Origin of the sequence: Streptomyces sp. NPDC102274 (assembly GCF_044766385.1) — a bacterium.
Lineage (GTDB): Bacteria > Actinomycetota > Actinomycetes > Streptomycetales > Streptomycetaceae > Streptomyces.
This window is the reverse complement of record NZ_JBIWLW010000029.1, coordinates 42,519-64,935: the sequence shown is the minus strand read 5'-3', so window position 1 is coordinate 64,935 and position 22,417 is coordinate 42,519. Positions and strand designations below refer to the sequence as shown.

17 protein-coding genes and 1 pseudogene are annotated in these 22,417 nt (G+C 71.1%); 12 read left to right on the top strand and 6 right to left on the bottom strand.

The features are described from left to right. Positions 1–27: 27 nt before the first annotated feature. Both ACIRQP_RS30965 and ACIRQP_RS30960 read left to right on the top strand, forming a co-directional pair. Complete coding sequence (locus tag ACIRQP_RS30965; protein ID WP_403895734.1) at positions 28–1,251, top strand: FAD-dependent monooxygenase; 1,224 nt, start codon at positions 28–30, stop codon at positions 1,249–1,251. Between the two features lie 61 nt (positions 1,252–1,312). After that, positions 1,313–2,221: a Gfo/Idh/MocA family protein gene (locus ACIRQP_RS30960; protein ID WP_403895732.1), complete on the top strand. Its 909-nt coding sequence runs from the start codon at positions 1,313–1,315 to the stop codon at positions 2,219–2,221. Here the strand turns inward: ACIRQP_RS30960 and lnt are convergent. Continuing rightward, positions 2,142–3,722, bottom strand: a complete 1,581-nt coding sequence (gene lnt / locus ACIRQP_RS30955; protein ID WP_403895730.1) for an apolipoprotein N-acyltransferase — start codon at positions 3,720–3,722, stop codon at positions 2,142–2,144. The genes ACIRQP_RS30960 and lnt overlap by 80 nt on opposite strands. Positions 3,723–3,836: 114 nt before the next feature. Then, complete coding sequence (locus tag ACIRQP_RS30950) at positions 3,837–4,295, bottom strand: nuclear transport factor 2 family protein (RefSeq protein WP_403895728.1); 459 nt, start codon at positions 4,293–4,295, stop codon at positions 3,837–3,839. A gap of 462 nt (positions 4,296–4,757) precedes the next feature. Here ACIRQP_RS30950 and ACIRQP_RS30945 point away from each other — a divergent pair, with 462 nt between their 5' ends. From ACIRQP_RS30945 to ACIRQP_RS30915, 7 genes and pseudogenes are all read left to right on the top strand, one after another. Further along, positions 4,758–5,939, top strand: coding sequence for an NAD(P)/FAD-dependent oxidoreductase (locus tag ACIRQP_RS30945; RefSeq protein ID WP_403895726.1), 1,182 nt, complete (start codon positions 4,758–4,760; stop codon positions 5,937–5,939). Next, positions 5,936–6,253: a (2Fe-2S)-binding protein gene (locus ACIRQP_RS30940; RefSeq protein ID WP_403895724.1), complete on the top strand. Its 318-nt coding sequence runs from the start codon at positions 5,936–5,938 to the stop codon at positions 6,251–6,253. The genes ACIRQP_RS30945 and ACIRQP_RS30940 overlap by 4 nt, the downstream gene beginning before the upstream one ends. Continuing rightward, positions 6,207–7,565 (top strand): annotated as a pseudogene (locus ACIRQP_RS30935) (NAD(P)/FAD-dependent oxidoreductase); the annotation flags it as partial. The gene ACIRQP_RS30940 and the pseudogene ACIRQP_RS30935, both read left to right, overlap by 47 nt. Before the next feature lie 180 nt (positions 7,566–7,745). Further along, positions 7,746–8,690, top strand: coding sequence for a dihydrodipicolinate synthase family protein (locus tag ACIRQP_RS30930; RefSeq protein WP_403895844.1), 945 nt, complete (start codon positions 7,746–7,748; stop codon positions 8,688–8,690). A gap of 4 nt (positions 8,691–8,694) precedes the next feature. Then, complete coding sequence (locus ACIRQP_RS30925; RefSeq protein WP_403895722.1) at positions 8,695–9,714, top strand: proline racemase family protein; 1,020 nt, start codon at positions 8,695–8,697, stop codon at positions 9,712–9,714. 49 nt (positions 9,715–9,763) lie between these two features. Then, a complete protein-coding gene (locus tag ACIRQP_RS30920; protein WP_403895720.1) occupies positions 9,764–10,471 on the top strand; it encodes a GntR family transcriptional regulator in 708 nt (235 codons plus the stop codon). 136 nt (positions 10,472–10,607) lie between these two features. Continuing rightward, complete coding sequence (locus tag ACIRQP_RS30915) at positions 10,608–11,867, top strand: cytochrome P450 (RefSeq protein WP_403895718.1); 1,260 nt, start codon at positions 10,608–10,610, stop codon at positions 11,865–11,867. A gap of 84 nt (positions 11,868–11,951) precedes the next feature. Here the strand turns inward: ACIRQP_RS30915 and ACIRQP_RS30910 are convergent, their stop codons facing one another. Both ACIRQP_RS30910 and ACIRQP_RS30905 read right to left on the bottom strand, forming a co-directional pair. After that, positions 11,952–15,251 (bottom strand): amino acid adenylation domain-containing protein, encoded by a 3,300-nt coding sequence (locus ACIRQP_RS30910; RefSeq protein WP_403895715.1) that lies wholly within the window; start codon positions 15,249–15,251, stop codon positions 11,952–11,954. Between the two features lie 33 nt (positions 15,252–15,284). After that, entirely contained in the window at positions 15,285–15,743 is a 459-nt protein-coding gene (locus ACIRQP_RS30905; RefSeq protein WP_403895712.1) for a pyridoxamine 5'-phosphate oxidase family protein, read from the bottom strand. 366 nt (positions 15,744–16,109) lie between these two features. Between ACIRQP_RS30905 and ACIRQP_RS30900 the strand changes: the two genes are divergently transcribed. Beyond that, positions 16,110–16,745 (top strand): TIGR00730 family Rossman fold protein, encoded by a 636-nt coding sequence (locus ACIRQP_RS30900; protein WP_403895709.1) that lies wholly within the window; start codon positions 16,110–16,112, stop codon positions 16,743–16,745. A 20-nt stretch (positions 16,746–16,765) separates the two neighbouring features. Here the strand turns inward: ACIRQP_RS30900 and ACIRQP_RS30895 are convergent, their stop codons facing one another. Beyond that, positions 16,766–16,945, bottom strand: a complete 180-nt coding sequence (locus ACIRQP_RS30895; RefSeq protein ID WP_356518271.1) for a hypothetical protein — start codon at positions 16,943–16,945, stop codon at positions 16,766–16,768. A 131-nt stretch (positions 16,946–17,076) separates the two neighbouring features. Then, positions 17,077–17,949 carry an undecaprenyl-diphosphate phosphatase gene (locus ACIRQP_RS30890; protein WP_403895706.1) on the bottom strand — a complete coding sequence of 291 codons (873 nt, stop codon included), beginning with the start codon at positions 17,947–17,949 and terminating at the stop codon, positions 17,077–17,079. 322 nt (positions 17,950–18,271) lie between these two features. Here ACIRQP_RS30890 and mutA point away from each other — a divergent pair, with 322 nt between their 5' ends. Together mutA and scpA are read left to right on the top strand one after the other, a co-directional pair. Next, the gene (gene mutA, locus ACIRQP_RS30885; RefSeq protein ID WP_403895703.1) at positions 18,272–20,149 is read left to right on the top strand and encodes a methylmalonyl-CoA mutase small subunit; all 1,878 of its coding nucleotides are present in this window, start codon (positions 18,272–18,274) and stop codon (positions 20,147–20,149) included. Continuing rightward, the gene (gene scpA / locus ACIRQP_RS30880; RefSeq protein ID WP_403895699.1) at positions 20,149–22,413 is read left to right on the top strand and encodes a methylmalonyl-CoA mutase; all 2,265 of its coding nucleotides are present in this window, start codon (positions 20,149–20,151) and stop codon (positions 22,411–22,413) included. Before mutA ends, scpA begins: the two co-directional genes overlap by 1 nt. Positions 22,414–22,417 lie beyond the last annotated feature (4 nt).

Below are 22,417 nucleotides of genomic sequence, written 5' to 3'. Positions count from 1 at the left end.
GAAGCGATCCGAGGAGAGTGAGACGTCATGGACCAACCCCGCGCCCTCGTCATCGGCGGTGGCATCGGCGGACTGACCGCGGCCGTGGCCCTGCGCCAACGGGGGTGGGCGGTCACCGTGCTGGAACGCGCGCCGGAGCTCACCCCGGTCGGCGCCGGCCTCGGCCTCGCTCCCAACGCGCAGCGCGCGCTCGATGTCATCGGGCTCGGTGACCAGGTCCGCGCCCTCTCCGCCTGGCAGGGCGACGGCGGACTGCGCGCCCCCGGCGGTCGCTGGCTCTCCCGTATGAGCGGCAAGGCGACGGCCGACCGCTTCGGCGGCCCCCTCGTCCTGGTCCATCGCGCCACTCTCGTCTCCCTCCTGACCTCCGCCCTGCCCGAAGGCGTGGTGCGCACCGGCACGGCCGCCGGGCTCGCCGACGCGGGCGATGAAGTGCGGCCGGCCGTCGTCAGCACGCCGGACGGTGAGCTGGAGGCCGAACTCGTTGTGGCCGCCGACGGCATCCGCTCCGCCGCACGCGAGAAGCTGTTCCCGGACCATCCCGGCCCGCGCTACACCGGATCGACCACCTGGCGCGTGATCGTCCCGGCCCCCGGGCGGCCGTTCGCGCCGCACGAGACCTGGGGCCGGGGACGGTTGTGGGGCACCCAGCCGCTCAAGGACGGCCGTGTCTACGCGTACGCCATGGCCACCGCGCCCGAAGGCGCTCACGCACCCGACGACGAGCGGGCGGAGCTGCGCCGGCTCTTCGGCGACTGGCACGACCCGGTGCCGGGGATCATCGAGGCCGCCGACCCTGCCCAGGTGCTGCGGAACGACGTCCACGAGATGGCCGTACCGCTGCCCGCGTACCACCGCGGCCGGGTCGCCCTGCTCGGTGACGCCGCGCACGCGATGCGGCCCACACTCGGCCAGGGCGGCAACCAGGCCATCGAGGACGCCATCGTCCTCGCGCACCATGTCGGACCGGCCGGCGCCTTCGGGACGGCCGCCGAATCCGCCGCGGGGCTCGCCGCCGGACTCGCCTCCTACTCCGCCGACCGGCTGCCGCGTACCACCGCGATCGTCCGCCAGGCCACCGGAACGGGCCGGATGACGGCCGTTGGCAATCCGGCCGCCGTCGCCGTACGGGACGCGCTGATCGTCGCCGTCTCCCGTTTCGGGCCCGGACTCATCCTTCGCGGCTTCGCCGGGATCGCGGACTGGCGGCCTCCTGGGCACACGTATGCTTCCGGGACACCGCGTCAGTAGTGCGGACAGACACGCGAACCCGCATGTCGACGACGTGTGAGGACAGGCTGGGGAGGCCCTTGTGAAGGTCGGCTGCGTCGGGCTCGGCGACATCGCGCAGAAGGCGTATCTGCCGGTGCTCACCACTCTTCCCGGGGTCGAGCTGCATCTGCAGACCCGTACCCCCGCCACCTTGACGCGTACCGCCGAGGTCCATCACATCCCGGCGGCGCGGTGCCACGCCGATCTCGACTCGCTGCTCGCCCAGGGCCTCGACGCCGCGTTCGTGCACGCCCCGACCGCCGTACACGCCGAGATCGTCACCCGGCTCCTGGAGGCGGGCGTACCGACCTATGTCGACAAGCCGATCGCGTACGACCTCGCCGACTCGGAGCGGGTGGTGCGCCTCGCGGAGGAGCGGGGCGTCAGCCTCTCCGTCGGCTTCAACCGCCGCTTCGCGCCCGGGTACGCGCAGTGTCTGGAGCACCCGCGCGAGCTGATCCTCCTCCAGAAGAACCGGGTGGGTCTCCCCGAGGACCCGCGCACCTTCGTCCTCGACGACTTCATCCATGTCGTGGACACGCTGCGCTTCCTGCTCCCGGGACCGGTCGAACACACCGATGTACGGGCGCGGGTCCGGGAGGGACTGCTGCACCACGTCGTGCTCCAGCTCTCCGGCGACGGCTTCACCGCCATCGGCGTGATGAACCGGCTGAGCGGCTCGACCGAGGAGATCCTCGAAGTGTCGGGACAGGACACCAAGCGCGCTGTCCACGATCTCGCGACGGTCATCGACCACAAGGGGCAGCCGAGCGTCCGGCGGCGCGGCGACTGGGTTCCGGTGGCCCGCCAGCGCGGTATCGAACAGTGCGTCCTGGCGTTCCTCGACGCTGTACGGGCCGGGAACACGCTCAGCGCCAGGGACGCGCTGCTGACTCACGAGCTGTGCGAGCGGGTGGTACGTGAGGCGCTGGACCAGTCCGCCGCCTGAGCGAGCGCGCGCCGCCCTCCACCGCGAAGAACATCGCCAGTACGGCCAGCGCGCCATGGACAGCCCAGTCGCCGAACCGCGCGTAGAGGGTCGTGCCCCGGGCCAGCGGGACATCGAAGACGGCGGCGGCCGAACGGTCCGTACCGATCTCGTCGGAGACCTGTTCGCCGTTGGGGCCGAACACCGCGCTGACGCCCGTGAGCGTCGCGTGCACCATCGCCCTGCCGGTCTCGGCCGCCCGTAGTGCCGCCAGAGAGGCATGCTGCTCCGGCGCCCAACTGCCCTGGAACGACGAGGTCGAGGACTGCGCCACCAGCACCTGCGCGCCGTCCCTGACCAACCGCCTGCTCATATCGGGGAACGACGACTCGAAGCAGATCAGCGGACCGAAACGGAGTCCGCCCCTGCCCTCGCCCGGCAGCACCATCACCGACTGTTGGGTGCCGCGAATACGGTCCTCACCGGCCGCTTTGCCCACCGAGGTCACCCAGCCGAGCACGGCACGGGCCGGGATGTACTCGCCGAAGGGCACCAGCCGCATCTTGTCGTAGACATCGCCCGTCGGACCGTTCGGCCCCACCAGGACACCGCGCTTGTATATCCCCGCCCGGCCCGACGGGTCCGTACTGCGCGCGTCGACATTGACCAGGATCCCGGCGTCGACCGTGCGGGACAGGACGGCGATCCGTGCCGCCAGATCGGGCCGTGCCGCGAGATCGGAGCCGACGCTGCTCTCTCCCCACACCACCAGATCGAGATCCTGTCCGGTCAGCGTGCGGGTCAGTTCCTCACCGCGCGCGAAGCGGTGTTCCACGGAGCCCGCACCGGCGACCACACCCGGCTGGACGACGGCGATCCGCGCCAGGCCCGACCGCTCGGGTTCCGGGGGCCACCACATCACCGATCCCACGGTGACGGCGCATGTCACGAGGCCGGCGGCCGCCGCGCCGCGCGCCCGGGGCACCGAGATGAGCAGGGTCAGCGCGGTGTTCACCGCGACCACCAGCAGACTCACCAGCCACACCCCGCCCACCGAGGCGAGCCGCAGTGCGGGGGAGACCTCCCACTGGCTGGCGCCGAGCAGGCCCCAGGGCCCGCCAAGTCCCTCCCAGGACCTGACGAGTTCGATCATCAGCCAGCCCGAGGGGAGCACGGCGAGCGCGACGGCGGCGCGGCCCGCGGACGGCGCCCCGCCGAGCACGGCGTGGACCAGCCACCCCCACAGCGCCCACAGCAGCCCCAGCAGCGCCGCCAGCACCACGATGAACACATGCAGGCTCGGTATCAGCCAGTGGTGCACGGCGATGACGAATCCGATACCGCCCAGCCAGCCGTCCAGCGCCGCGCGGCGGCCCGTGGGCTCGGACCGTATGAGCAGCATCCAGGGCACCAGCGCGGCATACGCCAGCCACCAGAGGGACGGTGAAGGAAAGGCGAGGGCGGGGAGCGCACCGGCGGCCACTGCCGACGCGCCGCGCCACCAGGGCGATGCCGTTCGCATACCGCGCCTCCTGGACGAGTAAGTCCGAACTCGCATCCGTGTAGTAGCACCTTCCCCTGATCGGGGGAGACGAAGCGGATACGGTGCAGGCGCGTCCGGCGCGTCTCCCGCAGGTCAGCGGGCGCTGGCCGGAACGGAGGCGCGCCGCCACTTCTCCTGGACGATCACGGTGCGCAGCTGCCAGCCCTCCTCACCGCGCAGCAGCTCGAACGTGAACCCGCCGCCGCTCATCAGATCCTCGCCCGACTCGTGCCGCAGCGGGCTGAGATAGTCGGCCCGCAGCTCGGCGCGGTCTCCCGGATAGCCTCCGAGGTCCTGGATGCGCAGCCGCCGGTTGACGATCAGATGCTGACGCACGGTGAAGGGCCGCAGCGTGCCGGCCAGCCAGTCGGCGATCTCGGTGGCGGGCCCCTCGATACCGCCCGCCGCGGTGTAGTCGGCGCGGCCGTCCGGGGTGAACAGGGAACGGAACCCGGGCCAGTCGGCGTCGTCCATGGCCACGGCGTAGCCGGTGATCACCTCATCGATCGCCAGTCGGTCCATCACGGTCGCGAGATCCACACGCTGTGTCATCGGTTCAGTCTCCGGTAGCGGGAGCCCCAGGCCAAGGGCCATGAGTGGTCAGAACGACATCCGGACACCTACGTGGCCCATTCAGCGCCACCCGAATCCTGCGCCACCCGAATCCTGCGCCACCCGAATCCTGCGCCACCCCAATCCTGCGCCACCCCAATCCAGCGCCACCCCAATCCAGCGCCACCCCAATCCAGCGCCACCTGAATCCAGCGCCGGCCGAAGAACTCCATCTCGGCGACGGCGGGTCCCCGGCCGGGACCCTGCTCGAGGGTGAGGTCGTCGCGGACCTCGTGAGCGCGCTGCGCGCCATCGAGTACGACGTGCTGCCGACCTGCCGACCTGCCCGCGCCGCGGGGCCAAGGCCGGGCAGGCCCGGTTTCCGGTCTGCGCGTCGGAGCAATGTGACAAGCCGGTCGGCGGACCATGGTGGACCACAGTGCTATGTGACATAGTACTGGCATGGGTGGTGCGGAGGGATCTCCAGATGTGGTTGTCATCGGGGCGGGCATGGTCGGTGCCGCCTGTGCTTACTACTGTTCGGCGGCGGGTCTGCGCGTCACCGTGATCGAGCGCGGGGCCATCGCCGCCGGGACCACCTCCGCGTGCGAGGGCAACATCCTGCTCTCCGACAAGGAGCCGGGACCCGAACTCGATCTGGCGCTGCTCTCCTCTCGGCTCTGGAGCGAGGTCGCCCAGGACGTGGGCGCCGAGCGGCTGGAATACGAGAGAAAAGGCGGCGTCGTGGTCGCCGCCTCGCGGGCCACGGCGGACGGTCTACGGAAGCTCACCGCCGTACAGCGCGCGGCCGGAATCGACGCGATCGACGTGTCCTCCGGCGAGGTCGCCGACCTGGAGCCGCGCATCACGCCCGACGTGGTCTCGGGCGCGTACTACCCGGGGGACTGCCAGGTGCAGCCGATGCTGGCGGCGGCCCGGCTGCTCCAGCGCGCCCGTGGCCGCGGGGCCACCGTACTGTCGGGGACGGAGGTCGTCGGATTCGTACGTGACGGCCATGGCACTCTCACCGGTGTCCGTACGGACTCGCCCACGACGCCCGTGATCCACGCCGGCCATATCGTCAACGCCACTGGTACCTGGAGCGGACAGACCGCCCGGCTCGCGGGCGCGCCGGTTCCGGTGCTGCCGCGCAAGGGCTTCATCCTGGTCACGGAGCCCCTGCCCCGGGTTATCCGGCACAAGGTGTACACCGCCGAGTACGTCGCCAATGTGGCCAGCAGTGACGCCGGGCTGGAGACCTCGGTCGTGGTCGAGGGCACCCGGGCCGGGACCGTACTGATCGGGGCCAGCCGCGAGCGCGTCGGCTTCGACCGCTCGATGTCCCTGCCGGTCGTGCGCAAGCTCGCCGCACAGGCCATCGCCGTCTTCCCCTTCCTCGCCGAAGTCCGGCTCCTGCGCAGCTACTTGGGCTTCCGCCCCTACTGCCCGGACCATCTGCCGGTCATCGGCGCGGACCCGCGTGCCCCCGGGCTCATCCACGCCGGAGGGCACGAGGGGGCCGGGATCGGGCTGTCCACCGCTACCGGACATCTGATCGCGCAGGTCATCACCGGTACGGAACCCGACCTGGATCTCGCACCGTTCCGCCCGGACCGATTCGAGGAGGAGGTGGCGGCGGCGTGAGCCCGAAGGACGAGACTTCCCACGGACCGAGCCCCGCTCGCCTCCCCTTCCGGTTCCGGTTCGACGACCGGACGATCGACGCCTCGGCGGGCCAGACCATCGGCGCCGCGCTCATCGCCGCCGGGCACCGCTCCTGGCGCCGTACCCGCGTCGACGGCGCTCCGCGCGGTGTGTTCTGCGGCATCGGGGTGTGCTTCGACTGTCTGGTCACCGTCAACGGCCAGCCGAATCAACGGGCTTGTCTGATCGAGGCCGCGCCCGGTGACCATGTCCGTACGCAGGAGGGAGCGGGCCATGACGACCTCGCGTGCTGAGCCCGCCGCCGCGCGGCGCGACCACTACGATCTCGCCGTCCTCGGCGCGGGCCCGGCCGGTCTCGCCGCCGCCGTCACGGCCGCCGCCGCCGGGGCGCGCGTCGCCCTGATCGACGCGGGTCCGCGCCCCGGTGGCCAGTACTGGCGCCACCGCCAGGGCGACGACGGGGCGTCGCACCACGGCTGGCCGGCATTCCAACGGCTCCTGCGCGGGCTCACCGACCACACCGACCGGATCGCACTCCTGCCGGGACACTCCGTCTGGCACATCGAGCGGACCGCCGACGGGTTCCGCACCCATACCGTCGCCGCCCACACCGTTGCCACCCACACTCTGAGCGGCGGCGCCGAGCGGGTGATCGACAGCCGTACGGTCGTGGTCGCCACCGGCGCGTACGACCGCCAACTGCCCTTCCCCGGCTGGACATTGCCCGGTGTCTTCACCGCGGGCGGCGCGCAGGCGCTGCTGAAGGGGCAGGGCGTACGCGCCGGCCGGCGGATCGCGATCGCCGGCACCGGTCCGTTCCTCCTCGCCGTCGCCGCCGGTCTCGCCGAGGCGGGCGCGGACATCGCCGGGGTCTTCGAGGCCGGGCTGCCGACCGCCTTTGTACGGCATCCGCTCGCCGTGGCCCGTAACCCCGGCAAACTCGCCGAGGGCGCGGGGTTCCTCCGTACGCTGCTGCGCCACCGCGTGCCGTACCGGACCCGTACGACCGTGGTCGCCGCCCATGGCGAAGGCGAGGTCTCCGGGGTCACGGTGGCCGCGCTCGACGCGCGGTGGCGGATCGTGCCGGGCAGCGAGCGCCGCGTCGAGTGCGACACGCTCGCCGTCGGTTACGGCTTCACGCCCCAGATCGAGATCCCGCTCCAACTCGGCTGCGGCACGCGCCGCGACATCGACGGAAGCCTGGTCGCCGACGCGGACGGCCGTCAGCTCAGCACGGTTCCCGGGGTCTATGTCGCCGGAGAGGTCTGCGGGGTCGGCGGCGCGGAGCTGTCCGTGACCGAGGGCCGGCTCGCCGGACTCCACGCCGCGTACGCGACGGTCGGCGCCACCCCGGACCCGGCGGCGGTGCGCCGTCTCTCGCACCGGCGTGCCGCCCTGCGGTCCTTCGCCACCGCCCTGCACGCGGCGTATCCGGTGCGGCCGGGGTGGACGGGATGGATCGACGACGACACCGTGGTGTGCCGGTGCGAGGACGTCACGGCAGGGGCGATCACCGAGGTCATCGAGGAGCTGGGAGCCACGGATTCCCGCGCGGTGAAGCTCTTCGCACGCCCCGGTATGGGGCTGTGCCAGGGGCGGGTCTGCGGATACGCCACCAGTTGTCTGGTCGCCGCGCGCACCGGACGAGAACCGACCGAGGACGATCTGCGCTCCATGGCGAGCAGGCCCATCGCGCAGCCGGTACCGCTCGGTGCCCTGGCCGAGGACGCGAACACCGTCGCTCGGCGAAGTCAACCGGATCAACAGAGTCTCCATGGAGGTCAAATGAACACGTCAGCGCCCGCACAACCGCAAGAGCGAACTCCGTCCCGCCGCATACCCTGGCACGGCGTGCTGGTCGCGACAGCGCTGCCGCTGCGCGACGGCTCCGCGGGCCGGCTGGAGGTGGACTTCGACGGCTACGCCGACCACGTGCGGTGGCTCGCCGAGAACGGATGCGACGGCGTCACCCCGAACGGGTCGCTCGGCGAGTACCAGACCCTCTCGCCGGAAGAGCGCGCCCGTGTGGTGACCACCGCGGTCGAGACCGCCCCCGAGGGCTTCACGGTCATGCCCGGAGTGGCCGCCTACGGCGCCGACGAAGCCCGCCGCTGGGCCGAGCAGGCCGCCGAGGCGGGCGCCGCCGCCGTGATGCTGCTCCCGCCGAACTCCTACCGGGCCGACCCGCGCGCCATCGTCGCGCACTACCGCGAGGTCGCCAAGGCCGGCCTGCCGGTCGTCGCGTACAACAACCCCTTCGACACCAAGGTCGATCTGGTACCCGAACTCCTCGCGGAACTTCACGCCGAGGGATTGATCGTCGCGGTGAAGGAGTTCTCCGGCGATGTCCGCCGCAGCTACCAGATCGCCGAACTCGCCCCCGGCCTCGATGTGTTGTGCGGCGCCGACGACGTCGCGCTGGAACTGGCCGTAGCGGGCGCCCCCGGCTGGGTGGCCGGCTATCCCAACGCGTTCCCCCGCGCCTCGGTCGAGCTGTGGCGCGCCGCCTCGGCCGGTGATCTGGAGACCGCGCTCCCCCTCTACCGGGCGCTGCACCCGCTGCTGCGGTGGGACTCCAAGACGGAGTTCGTGCAGGCGATCAAGGCGAGCATGGATCTCGTGGGCCGTTACGGCGGTCCCAGCCGTCAGCCGCGCGTTCCGCTCACCCCGGAGCACGAGGAGATCGTGCGCCGGGCCACCGAGAAGGTGCTCGCGGAAGGGCTCGGGTAACCGTATGCGCAGCAGCCGGGTCTTCCACGCGGTCGATTCCCACACCGAGGGCATGCCCACCCGGGTCATCACCGGCGGCGTCGGTGTGGTGCCAGGCGCCACCATGTTCGACCGGCGCCGCTACTTCATCGAACACCTCGACCACATCCGCACGTTCCTGATGAACGAGCCCCGCGGCCACGCGGCGATGAGCGGGGCCATTCTGCAGCCGCCCACCCGCCCCGACGCCGACTACGGCGTGCTGTACATCGAGACCTCCGGCTGTCTCCCGATGTGCGGCCACGGCACCATCGGTGTCGCCACCGTCCTCGTGGAGACCGGCATGGTCGAGGTCACCGAACCGGTCACCACCATCCGCCTCGACACCCCGGCCGGGCTGGTCGTCGCCCGCGTCCGGGTCACGGACGGAGTGGCGAAGTCGGTCGTCCTGCGCAACGTACCGTCGTTCGCGCTCGGTCTCGACCGTACGGTACGGGTCGAGCCCTGGGGCGACGTCCCCTACGACCTCGCCTTCGGCGGCAACTTCTACGCCATCGTCCAACTGGACAAGCTGGGCATCCCGTTCGAGCGGACGGAGAAGCAGCGCATCCTCGACGCGGGCCTCGCCATCATGGCCGCCGTCAACGACCAGGACCGCCCCGTCCACCCCCTCAACCCCGAGATCAACGGCTGCCACCATGTGTATCTGGCCGCCCCCGGGTCGGACGCCAAGCACTCCCGGCACGCCATGGTCATCCACCCGGGCATGTTCGACCGCTCGCCCTGTGGCACCGGCACCAGCGCGCGGATGGCCCAGCTGCATGCCCGTGGCGAACTCGCCCTCGACACCGACTTCGACAACGAGTCCTTCATCGGTACGCACTTCACCGGCCGTCTCGTCGAAGAGGGCGTCCTCGGGGGGCCGGAAGTATCTCGCGGTCCGACCACCGTGATCCCCACCATCGAGGGCCGTGCCTGGATCACCGGCACCGCCCAGTACCACTATGATCCGGACGACCCGTTCCCCGAAGGCTTCGCGTTGTGACGGCGCGAGCGATGACCGCGCGAACGATGCCGCACGAAGGAAAGAAACCATGACCGCGGGCGACCACATCACACCGGTACTGCCCTCGTTCGGAGCGCGGCGCAACCTCCGTGAGGAGATCATCGAAACCCTGCGGGGTGCGGTGATCTCCGGTCAACTGCGCCCCGGCGTCGTCTACTCGGCGCCCAGCCTGGCCGAACAGTTCGGCGTCTCCTCCACCCCCGTACGGGAGGCGATGCTCGATCTCGCCCGCGAGGGACTGGTCGACGTGGTCCGGAACAAGGGCTTCCGGGTCACCGACCTGTCGGACGCCGACCTCGACGACATCACACACCTGCGCGCCCTCATCGAAATCCCCACCGTGCGGCGGATCGCCGAGACGGGGGTCGATCCCGCCGTCATCGAGCGGCTGCGTCCGCTGGCCGTGGCCATCGAGGAGGCCGCCCGACGTCAGGACCTTATCGCCCATGTCACCATCGACATGGAGTTCCATCTCACGCTGCTGGGGCTGACCGGCAACACCTATCTGGTCGAGACCGTCCGTTCCCTCCGCTCCCGGTCACGGATCTACGGTCTCAAGATCCTGGCCCAGCGCGGCCAACTCGTCCACTCCTCACACGAGCACTCCGAACTCCTCGATCTGATCGAGACGGGCGACGCGGACGGTGCCGAAGAGCTGATGCGGCGTCATATCGGCCATGTCCGCGGCATCTGGGCGGAGAAGCCCGACGCGGAGGACAAGGAGAGCCACCCCTGAGAGTGGTCTTCCGCTGCTCCTGTTCCGTTACCGGGTGTATGCCGCTATCACGGAATTGAATGGATGAATGCCCCTTTCGGGGACTTCGGGCTGTCGCCCTTCGGCCGGCCCGTCCATGGAACAGGAGACGGTGGTCGTGAGCGTTGTCGGTGACATCCCGCACTACCCGTTCAGCTTTCGCGGCGACGCTCTGGCGAGTGAGCTGGGCAGATTCGTGGTCGAGGAACCCGTCACCCGTGTGGTGACCAACGCCGGCGCGCGCGGCTGGCTCGTGACCGGCTATGCCGCCGCGCGGGAGGCGCTGAAGGACCCCCGGCTCAGCCGCGGCCTGATCGCCGACCCCGACATGCCGCAGGAGGACAGCTCGGCGCCGCCGCTCAGCGTCGTCGGCACGATGACCATGCTGCGGCGGGCGGGGCTGCGGGACGAGGCCGTGAAGGGCATGGGGCCGCGGCAGACGCATATCTCCCTGGAGCGGGTACGCGACATCGCCGACACCCTGCTCACCACGATGACGGCGGCCACGAACACGAACGGCAACGCGGACGGGAACGCGAACGGCGACGCGGTCGGCAACGCGGAGGCGGACGCGGACACCGAACTGGGCGATCTGGTGGCTGACTTCGCCCTCCCATGGGCCTCCCAGGTGACCTGCGAACTGCTCGGACTGCCCACCGAAGCGGCCCCGGAGCTGGCCGGCTGGTTCCGTCTGCTCAGTACGGGTGAAGCGGCCGACGCGAACCTCTTCGCCGACTGGACGAAGGCGCTGAGCCGCTTCGACGACTGGATGACGGGCATTGGCACGGAAGGCCTCCTCGGCCGCCTCGCCCTGCTGAACCGCTCCTCCGACCATCCGCTGAGCCATCAGGAGCTGGTGGAGATCGCGCTGTTCCTCTTTGTGTCGGGCCTCGGGAATCCGGCCGGCTTCCTTGCCCTCTGCGGACTGGTGCTGGCACGCGACCCGGAGCTGGCTGCCCGGCTCCGGCGGGAGCCGCGGGCGCTGCCCGGCGCTCTGGAGGAGCTGTACCGGTGGTCCGTCATGCTGGGCGATTCCATCGCGCGTATCGCACGGGAGGAGGCCGAGATCGGCGGAGTCCGGGTCCGCGCCGGCGAGTTGGTGCTGATCTCCATCGACGCGGCCAATCGTGATCCGGCCGTCTTCGAATCACCGGATCGGCTGGACATCGACCGGCGGCCGTCATCGCCGCATCTCCGGTTCGGGCAGGGGCGGCATTTCTGTCCGGCCGCCGCGCTGAACCGGGCGCAGACCGAAGTGGCGTTGCGGTCCCTGCTCGACACCGTCCCGGGGCTGCGGCTGGCCGTCGCGCCCGATCGGGTCCGCTGGCGGCAGGACCACGCTGTGCTGCTCCCGGAGACGATCCCGGTGCGCTGGTGACGGGTCGTACCCCGGCTCCACGGGCGGTGGCGGGGGTGGGGCCGGGGGGCGCGCGCCCCGCCCCGCCCCCGCTGCGTACACCGCCTACGGCGCCGCCGCCACGCCGAGCGGCGCGACCGCGGGCCGCGTCATATAGCCCGAGGTGAAGAAGTACTCCAGATAGCGGTCGAGCATCACCGCGTCCACCGGTGGGCAGTCCAGCCCGCTCCCGGCCAGGGCCGCTTCGGTGTTACGGCGGCTCAGCCGGGGGAAGACGCCCTCCAGATACATCTCCTTGACCGAGATGTCGCCCCGGTTCGCCCGGTCCACACAGAGGGACACGAAGGGCGCGGTGGGGCTGGTGGGATGGAGCGAGACATGACGCACCAGCTCGCCCACCCACTCCCCGTACGGCAGCATGCGCATCTCGCACCCCGCCGCGCGCATCCGGTCCAGTACGTCACGCAGCACGGCCGGGCGCGGATTGGTGAGGTGGTAGACCCGGTCCGTCGCCTGGTGCCGGGTGGCGATATGCACCACGGACTCCGCCACGTGATCGACGGGGACGAAGTCCATCGGCAGCGCGATGTCGGGAGCGAGCCCCGTCTCCGCGATGGTCTTGAACAGCGAGCAGATCGCGGTCTCCGTGTTGCAGGCGCCGTGCAGCCGGTCCCCGGTCACTTCGTACGGACGGTAGACGGCGACCGGAAGCCCTTGCTCCGCCGCGCTGCGCAGCAGACCCTCGGCGACCCACTTGCTCTCGGCGTACCCCATCGTGAGCCGGTCCGCGTGGTCCAGCCGTACGTCCTCGTCGACCTCCCGCGCACCGGCGGTGCCGAAGCCGGCGAGGACCGCCACCGTGGACAGGAAGTGCACCGGCACGCGGCGGGGGGACGCCAGTTTGATGATCTCGCGGGTGCTCTCGACATTGGCGGCCCGCAGGGCGCTGTAGGGGTAGAGGAAGTTGACCTGGGCGCCGTTGTGCACGATCAGATCCAGGCACGCGGCCAGCTCGGCGGCGTGTTCCGGGGACAGGTCGAGTCCGGGAGCGGCGAGGTCCGCGGGGAAGCAGGCCAGCCGCTGCCGTGCGGCGTCGTCCGCGCGCAGGCCGTAGCGGGTGAGCGCGGTTATGACGCGCCGCTCCGCATGCGCCGCGCCCGCGGCACGTACCGGGCAGTGGATACGGGCTGTCGTGTCGCGCAGCAGCCGGTCCAGGAGGAACGCGCCGACGAAACCACTGGCGCCGGTGAGCAGGACGTCCGAGGGATCGCCGGGGCGCGGGAGCGGCGTCCCGGCGGGCGGCAGTGAGAATCCGAGTGCGGTCTCGCGTACGAAGTCGACCTCCGCGTCCGGAGCCCGCGGGGTCCGCGACGGGGCGCCCTCCTGCCGCGTGCCGCCCGGCCGGCCGCGATGGGCGCCGACGGCGGCCGCGTACCCCTCCAGCGTCGGGTCGGCGAGCAGGGCCCGGATGAGGCTGCTGCCGAGCGCCGCGTCGAGATCCAGCAACGCGAGCGTACGGGCGACGACTTCGGCCGCCAGCAGGGAATCGCCCCCGATGACGAAGAAGCTGTCCGTGGGCGCGGGACGTACGCGCAGCACCAGCTGCCACACCTCGGCCAGCGCCTTCAGCGGACCCTCCGCCTCCGCTCCGGGTCCTGAGCGGGGCTCCTGGGCCTGACCGGGTCCGTACGCGGCGTCCGCCCATGACTCCCCGGGCGGCGCGCTCGCCTCGCCGTGCCGCGACTCGGCCAGCAGGCGTTTGCGGTCGACCTTGCCGCCGCTGGTCACCGGGAACCGGTCCAGCGCGATGAGCGTCGGCACCGCCTGGGCGGGCAGCCACCGCACGCAGTACCTCCGCAGCGCGTCCACCGGAAGGGTGCCACCGGGCCGCGCGGGGGTGAGATAGGCGGCCAGGACTCCGTCGCGGAGTTCCACGACGGCCTCGCCGACTTCGGAGTGGCAGCGGAGCCGCGCCTCGACCTCGTCGAGTTCGATGCGCTGGCCGCGCACTTTGACCTGTCGGTCCAGCCGCCCCCGGTACTCCAGCAGGCCGTCGGGGCCCCGCGCGACACGGTCACCGGTCCGGTACAGCCGGCCACCCGGTTCGTCCGGCCGGCTGACGAACCGTTCCCCCGTCAGCTCCTCGTCCCCGATGTACTCCAGCGCCAGGCCGTCCCCGCCGACATACAGCTCGCCCTCCTCGTCCGGCGCGGCGGGTGTGCCGTCCGGGCGCAGTACATGGCAGGTGGAGGTGGCGAACGGACGGCCGATGGGGACATGGGTCTCGTCGCCGGTCAGCTTCGGAAGGAAGTACGCGGTGGACACCACGCTGTTCTCGGTGGGCCCGTAGAAGTTGACGACGGTCGTGCCGGGGCAGGCGGTCTGCACGGCGCGGGCGAGGCCGGGGTCCATCGCCTCCCCGCCGGCGGAGGCGAACCGCAGTCCGCGCAGGGCGCCCGGCCGGGTCCTGGCCAGATGGTGGAAGACGCTGGTGGTGAGGTAGGCGACGGTCACGCCGTGCGTACGGAAGCGCTCCTCCAGGACGGCGGGAGCGAGCAGTTCCTCCCGGTCCACCAGTACGAGGCAGGCGCCGCCGAGCAGTCCGCTCCAGATCTCGATCGTGGAGGCGTCGGAGGAGAGGCCGTAGCCGTGCAGCACTCCGTCGCCCGGACCCGGCGGGGGCAGCCGCGGGTCCGACAGCACTAACTGGGCCACACCCCGGTGCGCGATCGCGACGGGCTTGGGCCTGCCCGTGGAGCCGGAGGTGAACATCACATAGGCGCTGTCGGTCGCCGCCGGGGACGGCAGCGGAGTGAGGCGCGGGGTGTTCGGGGCGTGAGGCGCGTCCGGGGGAGCGGTATTGGTCACCCGGCCGAGCTCGACGCGCGTGTGCAGACCGCGGATACGGCGGGTGCTGCCGGGCAGAACGACGGCGACATGGACGTCCGCGTCCTCGGCCATCGCCCGCAGCCGGGCCGGTGGATGGTCCTCGTCGAGGGGCACGTAGGCGCAGCCGGCCTTGAGGATGCCCAGGAACGCGACCAGCGCCTCCGGCGAGCGGCTGCCGCACACCCCCACCGCCGAGCCCGGTTCGGCACCGGCGGCGACCAGCCGGGCCGCGAGGCGGTCGGAGGCGGCGCTGAGCCGGCCGTACGTCATGACGCGGTCCCGGTAGCGGGCCGCCGGCGCCTGCGGGGTGGCCCCGGCGCGTGCTTCGAACAGCTCCGGGAGGCTGCTGTTCCGCGGATAGCCAGGGTCCGGAGGACGGCCGGGGTCCGGAGGACGGCCGGGGCTCGGGGGGTGTCCGAAGCCCTGGGTGAGGGGCGTGACCGCCGGTCCGTGGCGGCCGGTCGTGGGGTCGGGGTGGCTGTCGATACCGTCCGTGCGGGGGTCGGTGTCGGTCATGCGGTCCTGCCTTCCAGCGCTGTCGGGGTCGGATCAGCGTGGGCCGTCGGAACCGGCGAAGTCGGCGGCGAAGGCGGCGAAGTCGGCGCTCCGCCAGCGTTCCGGACGCATCCGGAAAGTGATGTCGTCGAGGAGCTGGTCCCGCGTCCCCGCGAGGTAGTCCCGCGCCTCGGCGGCCCCCAGATAGCGATGGGCCATGGCCTCGCGCTCCGTCGGGTCCATCGGATCGGTGACGGACGTGACCGGACCTTCCACGCTGACGTAGCGGTACGGGGCGGTCTCGTCCTGTACGCACAGGCTGAACCGCCCGGCCTCCCTCATCAGACGCGCTTTGAGTGACGCCCTGCCGGTCTGCACCACGACGTCCTTGCCCGGCTCGTACCGGTACCAGACCGGTACGAGCAGCGGCGCTCTGACTCCACGGGGGTCGGTGACTCCCAGGACACCCACATGGGTGTCTGCCAGGAACCGTTCGCGTTCACCAATCTGCATGGCGGGCACCATGGACAGCCTCCACATCTCGCTCCGGACCGGTAGGCCGTGACGGGCCCCGGCTGTAAAGGGGGAGAGCAGCGGAGCCGGGCTCACCGCGGCCGGGAACTCCGGCCGCCTCGCCGCGGGCGGGTCGTACCGCTCCCGCCGTACTCCGCAGCAAACGTCTCGCCCCAGCGGTATGCCCTTGGCTGCGCCACATGACCCGGTAAGTAATCCTTTCGAGGGTTTAGTGCTACTAATCAGCCCATGTGGAGGGAGGTGGTGAGCGGGAGCGAGGGAGGCCCTCTTCGCTTAACGTAGCCGTTCGGATACGTTATGTGTCGATCGATCGATCGGGGCCGGGCGGGAGAGACGGAGACGGATATGACCATGCCAGCGTCGCGGGTGCAGCGAGTCGGTGTGTTCTGTGGCGCCCGGCCGGGCGCCCGCCCCCAGCATCTGAGGCTCGCCACCGAGTTCGGCGAGGCGCTGGCGCAGCGCGGGACGGGCCTGGTCTACGGCGCGGGAGGTGTCGGCATCATGGGCGCCGTCGCCGACGCCGTGCTGGACGCCGGGGCGCCGGTGACCGGAGTGATCCCCCGCCAGCTGTACGAACGCGAGCAGCCGGACGAGTCGCGCACCGAAGTGATCGTCGTGGAGACGATGCATGAGCGCAAGGCGCTGATGTACCGCCTCGCGGTCGGCTTCGCGGTGCTTCCGGGCGGCCTCGGCACGCTCGACGAACTGCTCGAAGTGGCGACCTGGAACCAACTGGGCATCCATCACAAGCCACTTGTCCTGGTCAACCGGGGCGGATTCTTCAATCCGCTGCTGACGCTCCTGGACAACATGGTCTCCGACGGCTTCATCAGTCAGGAGGAACGCTTCGTCATCCAGGTCGCGTCCGGAGTGGAGGAGGCGCTCGACTGCCTCGTCAGCCCGGAGCCCCGGCCCGAGCGGCCGACGATCCCGCCGGCCACCATCTCCCGGACCCCGGCGGCCCCCACCCCCGCGACCTGACCGGACCGACCGAACGGACGTCAGGCGGCCTCGTCCACGCTGTCATGGAGAGCCGCGGCCCACTCCAGCAGCAGGACCTCGTACGCCTCCGCGGGCCATGTCCCGTCGGACGTCTCGGCCGCGTCGACGAGCGCACGGATGCGCTCGTTGGCCGCGACGGCGTCGGATGCCGGGGATGCGGAAGCGGAGGAAGAGGACATGTGACAAGCCTAGGGGGAGGCGGCCTCGTCCCGATGCCGATCGGGGAGCGTCCTTGCTCACACTTCGCTCACACGCTCACACGCTCACACGCTCCCCGCACGGCCGCCCCGGCCGGCCCCTGTCGTCCGGTTCAGCCGGCCGACTCGCCCGCGTGCGGGCTCAGCGTGTCCGTGCCGATCAGCACGAACAGCACGATACCGAGCAGGATCCGGTAGATCACGAACGGCATGAAGCTCTTCGTGGTGATGAACTTCATGAACCAGGCAATAACGACATATCCGACAGCGAACGCGATGATCGTCGCGAAGATGGTCGGCCCCCAGGCGACATGTCCCTCACCCGCGTCCTTCAGCTCGAAGGAGCCCGAGGCGAGCACCGCCGGGATCGCGAGCAGGAACGAGTAGCGCGCCGCCGCCTCACGGTTGTACCCCATCAGCAGACCACCGCTGATCGTGGCGCCCGAACGCGAGACGCCGGGCACCAGGGCCAACGCCTGGCAGAAGCCGAAGATCAGACCGTCCTTGACGCTCAGATCCTTCAGCGACTTGCGCTCCGTGATCGCACGGTGCTTGCCGCCGGTCTCGTCACGGGCCGCCAGCCGGTCGGCGACACCGAGCACGATGCCCATCACGATCAGAGTGACGGCGATCAGCCGGAGATCACGGAACGGGCCGTTGATCTGGTCCTTCAGCGTCACACCGAGGACACCGATCGGGATCGAGCCGACGATGACCAGCCAGCCCATCTGGGCGTCGTGGTCACTGCGCATCGACTTGTTCACCAGCGAGCGGCCCCACGCGGAAACGATTCGGGCGATGTCCTTGCGGAAGTAGATGAGGACCGCCGCCTCCGTGCCGATCTGGGTGATCGCGGTGAACGCCGCACCCGGGTCGTGCCAGCCGGCGAAGGCCGCCGTCAGCCGCAGATGCGCGCTGGAGGAGATGGGGAGGAACTCGGTCAGCCCCTGGACGAGCCCGAGGATGAAAGATTCGAACCAAGACATGGGGTACTACGCCATCCAAGAGATGATCAAGCACTGGCCCGCGGAACGGCGGGGCAGTGACGGGCTGAGGGGTGACGGTCGAAGCGCGGGTTCGATCATATGGATGGGTGAGTAGTCCTACTCATGCCGGCTCTTCACTGATGTGGTGATGGGCAGCGTAGCGTCTGTGCGGGAGGGGACCGGGCGTGCCCCCTGTTGTCGCGGGTTCGGGCCCTGGCACATCCCTTGTCATGAATGACCTACATGCGAGGCATTTCGGCGAGGGCAAGGTCACAGTGACGCGCTCTGCTGCTCGTTCGCCCGGCTGCCCTAACATCTGGGCATGACGGTGCTGCCTGACGACGGGCTTTCCCTGGCCGCTGAGTTCCCCGATGCGACCCGCGAGCAGTGGCAGGGCCTGGTGGCAGGCGTTCTGCGCAAGTCGGGTCGGGATCTCTCGGGGCCGGCCGCAGAGGATGCGCTCTCCACGACGCTTCAGGACGGGCTCGCCACCCGTCCGTTGTACACCGCCGACGACGCGCCCGGAGACCCGGGTTATCCCGGCTTCGCGCCGTTCACCAGGGGCGGCCGTCCCGAGGGAGGCGCGGTCTCCGGCTGGGACGTACGGCAGCGCCACGCTCTCCCCGATCCCGTACGCGCCAACGAGGCCGTGCTCTCCGACCTGGAAAACGGCGTCACCTCCCTCTGGCTGGCGGTGGGTTCCGCCGGAATCCCGGTGTCCGGACTGGCCACGGCGCTCGACGGCGTCTATCTCGACCTCGCGCCGGTCGCCCTCGACGCGGGCGCCGAATTCGGGCCCGCCGCACAGGCGTTGCTGAAGCTGTACGAGGAGCGCGGGGTGGCCCGCCACGCGGCGCGCGGCACCCTCGGCGCCGATCCCGTCGGTGAAGTCGCCCGTACCGGACGGGACGTGACGGGCCTGACGGAAGAGGCCGCCGAACTCGCCGTGCTCTGCGACCGGGAGTACCCGGGCCTGCGCGCGATCACCGTCGACGCGCTGCCCTACCACGAGGGAGGCGCCTCCGACGCGCAGGAACTGGGCTGTTCCCTCGCCACCGGGGTCGGCTGGCTGCGTGACCTCACCGCTGCCGGACTCACCGTCGAAGCCGCCTGCGAACAGATCGAGTTCCGGTACGCGGCGACCGCCGACCAGTTCCTGACGATCGCCAAACTCCGGGCCGCGCGCAGGCTCTGGGCCCGGGTGGCGGAGGTCTGCGGCGCCGGTCCCCGCGCCGGGGCGCAGCGTCAGCACGCCGTGACCTCGCCGGTGATGATGACCCGCCGCGACCCCTGGGTGAACATGCTGCGCACCACGGTCGCCTCGCTGGCGGGCGGGATCGGCGGCGCGGACGCCGTGACCGTACTGCCCTTCGACCACGCCCTCGGGCTGTCCGACGCCTTCGCCCGCAGAATCGCCCGCAACACCTCCACGATCCTGCTGGAGGAGTCCCACCTGGGACGGGTCATCGACCCAGCGGGCGGCTCCTGGTACGTGGAGCGGCTCACCGACGAGCTCGCGCATGCCGCCTGGGCGTGGTTCCAGGAGATCGAACGCGCCGGCGGCCAGCGCGCCGCGCTCCACGGCGGACTGATCGCCGAGCGGCTCGCCGCCACCTGGCAGGAGCGCTCGGGCAGGCTGGCCCGGCGACGCGAACCCATCACCGGCGTCAGCGAGTTCCCGCAGCTTTCGCAGCCCCCGGTGGAACGCGACCCGGCGCCCGCGCCGCCCGGGGGCGGACTGCCGGTGGTACGCCGCGACGAGGCGTACGAGACGCTCCGCGCCCGCTCCGACGCGCATCTCGCCGCCACCGGCGCCCGGCCCCGTGTCTTCCTGGCCGTCCTCGGACCGGCCGCCGCGCACACCGCGCGTGCCACCTTCGCCACCAGCCTCTTCCAGGCCGGCGGGATCGAGCCGGTCCACGACCCGGTGACGGTCGACGCGGCGGGCGCCGCCGACGCCTTCACCCGCAGCGGGGCGACCGTCGCCTGTATCTGCTCCAGCGACGCGCTCTACGCCGAAGGAGCCGCGCCCGTCGCGGAGGCCCTCAAGGCGGCCGGCGCGCTCCAGGTGTTCCTCGCCGGCCGCCCCGGCGAACAGCGTGAGACCTATGTACGGGCCGGGGTCGACGACTTCGTCGTCGCGGGCGGCGACGCGATCGCCGTCCTGACCTCCGTCCTCGACCGGATGGGAGTGGCGTGATGGGGATCCCGGACTTCTCCGAGATCGGGCTCGGCCCCGGCGACAGCGCCGGAACCACCGAGGACCAGTGGCGTACGGCCGTCAAGGAACACACCGGCAGGACCGACCACGAACTGTTCTGGGACACCCCCGAGGGCATCGCCGTCAAACCGCTCTACACCGCGCGGGACCTGGCGGGGCTCGACTTCCTCGGCACCTACCCCGGCGTCGCGCCGTATCTGCGCGGCCCGTACCCGACGATGTACGTCAACCAGCCCTGGACCATCCGGCAGTACGCCGGGTTCTCCACCGCCGAGGAGTCCAACGCTTTTTACCGGCGCAACCTCGCCGCCGGGCAGAAGGGCCTCTCCGTAGCCTTCGATCTGCCGACCCACCGCGGCTACGACAGCGACCACCCCCGGGTGACCGGCGACGTCGGCATGGCGGGTGTGGCCATCGACTCCATCTACGACATGCGCCAGTTGTTCGACGGCATCCCGCTCGACAGGATGAGCGTGTCGATGACGATGAACGGCGCGGTGCTGCCCGTACTCGCGCTCTACATCGTGGCCGCCGAGGAACAGGGCGTACCGCCCGAGAAGCTGGCCGGGACCATTCAGAACGACATCCTCAAGGAGTTCATGGTCCGCAACACCTATATCTATCCGCCGAAACCCTCGATGCGGATCATCTCCGACATCTTCGCGTACACCTCGCAGAAGATGCCGCGCTACAACTCCATCTCCATCTCCGGCTACCACATCCAGGAAGCGGGCGCGACGGCCGATCTGGAGCTGGCGTACACCCTCGCCGACGGGGTGGAGTATCTGCGCGCCGGACTCGGCGCCGGACTCGACGTGGACGCGTTCGCGCCCCGGCTCTCCTTCTTCTGGGCCATCGGCATGAACTTCTTCATGGAGGTCGCCAAGCTCCGCGCGGCCCGGCTCCTCTGGGCCCGGCTGGTCAAGAAGTTCGACCCCGAGAACGCCAAGTCGCTGTCGCTGCGCACCCATTCACAGACCTCCGGCTGGTCGCTCACCGCGCAGGACGTCTTCAACAACGTCACCCGCACCTGTGTCGAGGCGATGGCCGCCACGCAGGGCCACACCCAGTCGCTGCACACCAACGCGCTGGACGAGGCCCTCGCCCTGCCCACCGACTTCTCGGCCCGTATCGCCCGCAACACCCAGCTGCTGCTTCAGCAGGAGTCGGGGACCTGCCGGGTGACCGACCCCTGGGGCGGCAGCGCGTATGTGGAGAAGCTGACCTACGACCTCGCCAGGCGTGCCTGGCAGCACATCGAGGAGGTCGAGGCGGCAGGCGGAATGGCGCAGGCCATCGACGCCGGAATCCCCAAGCTCCGGGTCGAGGAGGCCGCGGCCCGTACCCAGGCGCGGATCGACTCGGGACGCCAGCCCGTCATCGGCGTCAACAAGTACCGGGTGGAGACCGACGAGAAGATCGACGTGCTCAAGGTCGACAACTCCTCCGTACGCGCCCAGCAGATCGAGAAGCTGCGACGGCTGCGCGCCGAACGCGACGAGGCCGTCTGCCAGGACGCGCTGCGCGCGCTCACCGCCGCCGCCGAGGCCGGCTCGCGGCCCGGACTGGAGGGCAATCTGCTCGGCCTCGCGGTGAACGCGGCCCGCGCCAAGGCCACCGTCGGCGAGATCTCCGACGCACTGGAGAAGGTGTACGGGCGTCACTCCGGCCAGATCCGTACCATCGCCGGTGTGTACCGGAACGAGGCAGGCACCTCCCCGGCCGTCGAGCGCACCCGCGCCGCCGTCGAGGACTTCGAACGGGCCGAAGGACGCCGGCCGCGCATCCTGGTGGCCAAGATGGGCCAGGACGGCCATGACCGCGGCCAGAAGGTGATCGCCACGGCCTTCGCCGACCTGGGCTTCGACGTGGATGTCGGCCCGCTGTTCCAGACGCCCGCCGAGGTGGCGCGGCAGGCCGTCGAGGCCGACGCGCATATCGTCGGGGTCTCCTCGCTCGCCGCCGGGCACCTCACGCTCGTACCGGCGCTGCGCGAACAGCTCGCCGAGGAGGGCCGCGAGGACATCATGATCGTGGTGGGCGGAGTGATCCCGCCCCAGGACATCGAGGAGCTGCGCCGGGCGGGGGCCGCGGCGGTCTTCCCGCCGGGCACGGTGATCCCGGACGCCGCGCACGATCTGCTGACCGCGCTCGCGGCCGCACTGGGTCACGAGGCCGCTTCGGGCAACGCCGCTTCCGGAGAGGCCACTTCCGACGAAGCCGCTCGCGGCGCAGAGCGGTGAGCGC

Coding starts and splice junctions, on each gene's coding strand:
- ACIRQP_RS30965 (WP_403895734.1), top strand. CDS start 28: ATGGACCAACCCCGCGCCCTCGTCATCGGCGGTGGCATCGGCGGACTG.
- lnt (WP_403895730.1), bottom strand. CDS start 3,722: ATGCGAACGGCATCGCCCTGGTGGCGCGGCGCGTCGGCAGTGGCCGCC.
- ACIRQP_RS30950 (WP_403895728.1), bottom strand. CDS start 4,295: ATGACACAGCGTGTGGATCTCGCGACCGTGATGGACCGACTGGCGATC.
- ACIRQP_RS30945 (WP_403895726.1), top strand. CDS start 4,758: ATGGGTGGTGCGGAGGGATCTCCAGATGTGGTTGTCATCGGGGCGGGC.
- ACIRQP_RS30930 (WP_403895844.1), top strand. CDS start 7,746: ATGAACACGTCAGCGCCCGCACAACCGCAAGAGCGAACTCCGTCCCGC.
- ACIRQP_RS30925 (WP_403895722.1), top strand. CDS start 8,695: ATGCGCAGCAGCCGGGTCTTCCACGCGGTCGATTCCCACACCGAGGGC.
- ACIRQP_RS30920 (WP_403895720.1), top strand. CDS start 9,764: ATGACCGCGGGCGACCACATCACACCGGTACTGCCCTCGTTCGGAGCG.
- ACIRQP_RS30910 (WP_403895715.1), bottom strand. CDS start 15,251: ATGACCGACACCGACCCCCGCACGGACGGTATCGACAGCCACCCCGAC.
- ACIRQP_RS30905 (WP_403895712.1), bottom strand. CDS start 15,743: ATGCAGATTGGTGAACGCGAACGGTTCCTGGCAGACACCCATGTGGGT.
- ACIRQP_RS30900 (WP_403895709.1), top strand. CDS start 16,110: ATGACCATGCCAGCGTCGCGGGTGCAGCGAGTCGGTGTGTTCTGTGGC.
- ACIRQP_RS30895 (WP_356518271.1), bottom strand. CDS start 16,945: ATGTCCTCTTCCTCCGCTTCCGCATCCCCGGCATCCGACGCCGTCGCG.
- ACIRQP_RS30890 (WP_403895706.1), bottom strand. CDS start 17,949: ATGTCTTGGTTCGAATCTTTCATCCTCGGGCTCGTCCAGGGGCTGACC.
- mutA (WP_403895703.1), top strand. CDS start 18,272: ATGACGGTGCTGCCTGACGACGGGCTTTCCCTGGCCGCTGAGTTCCCC.
- scpA (WP_403895699.1), top strand. CDS start 20,149: ATGGGGATCCCGGACTTCTCCGAGATCGGGCTCGGCCCCGGCGACAGC.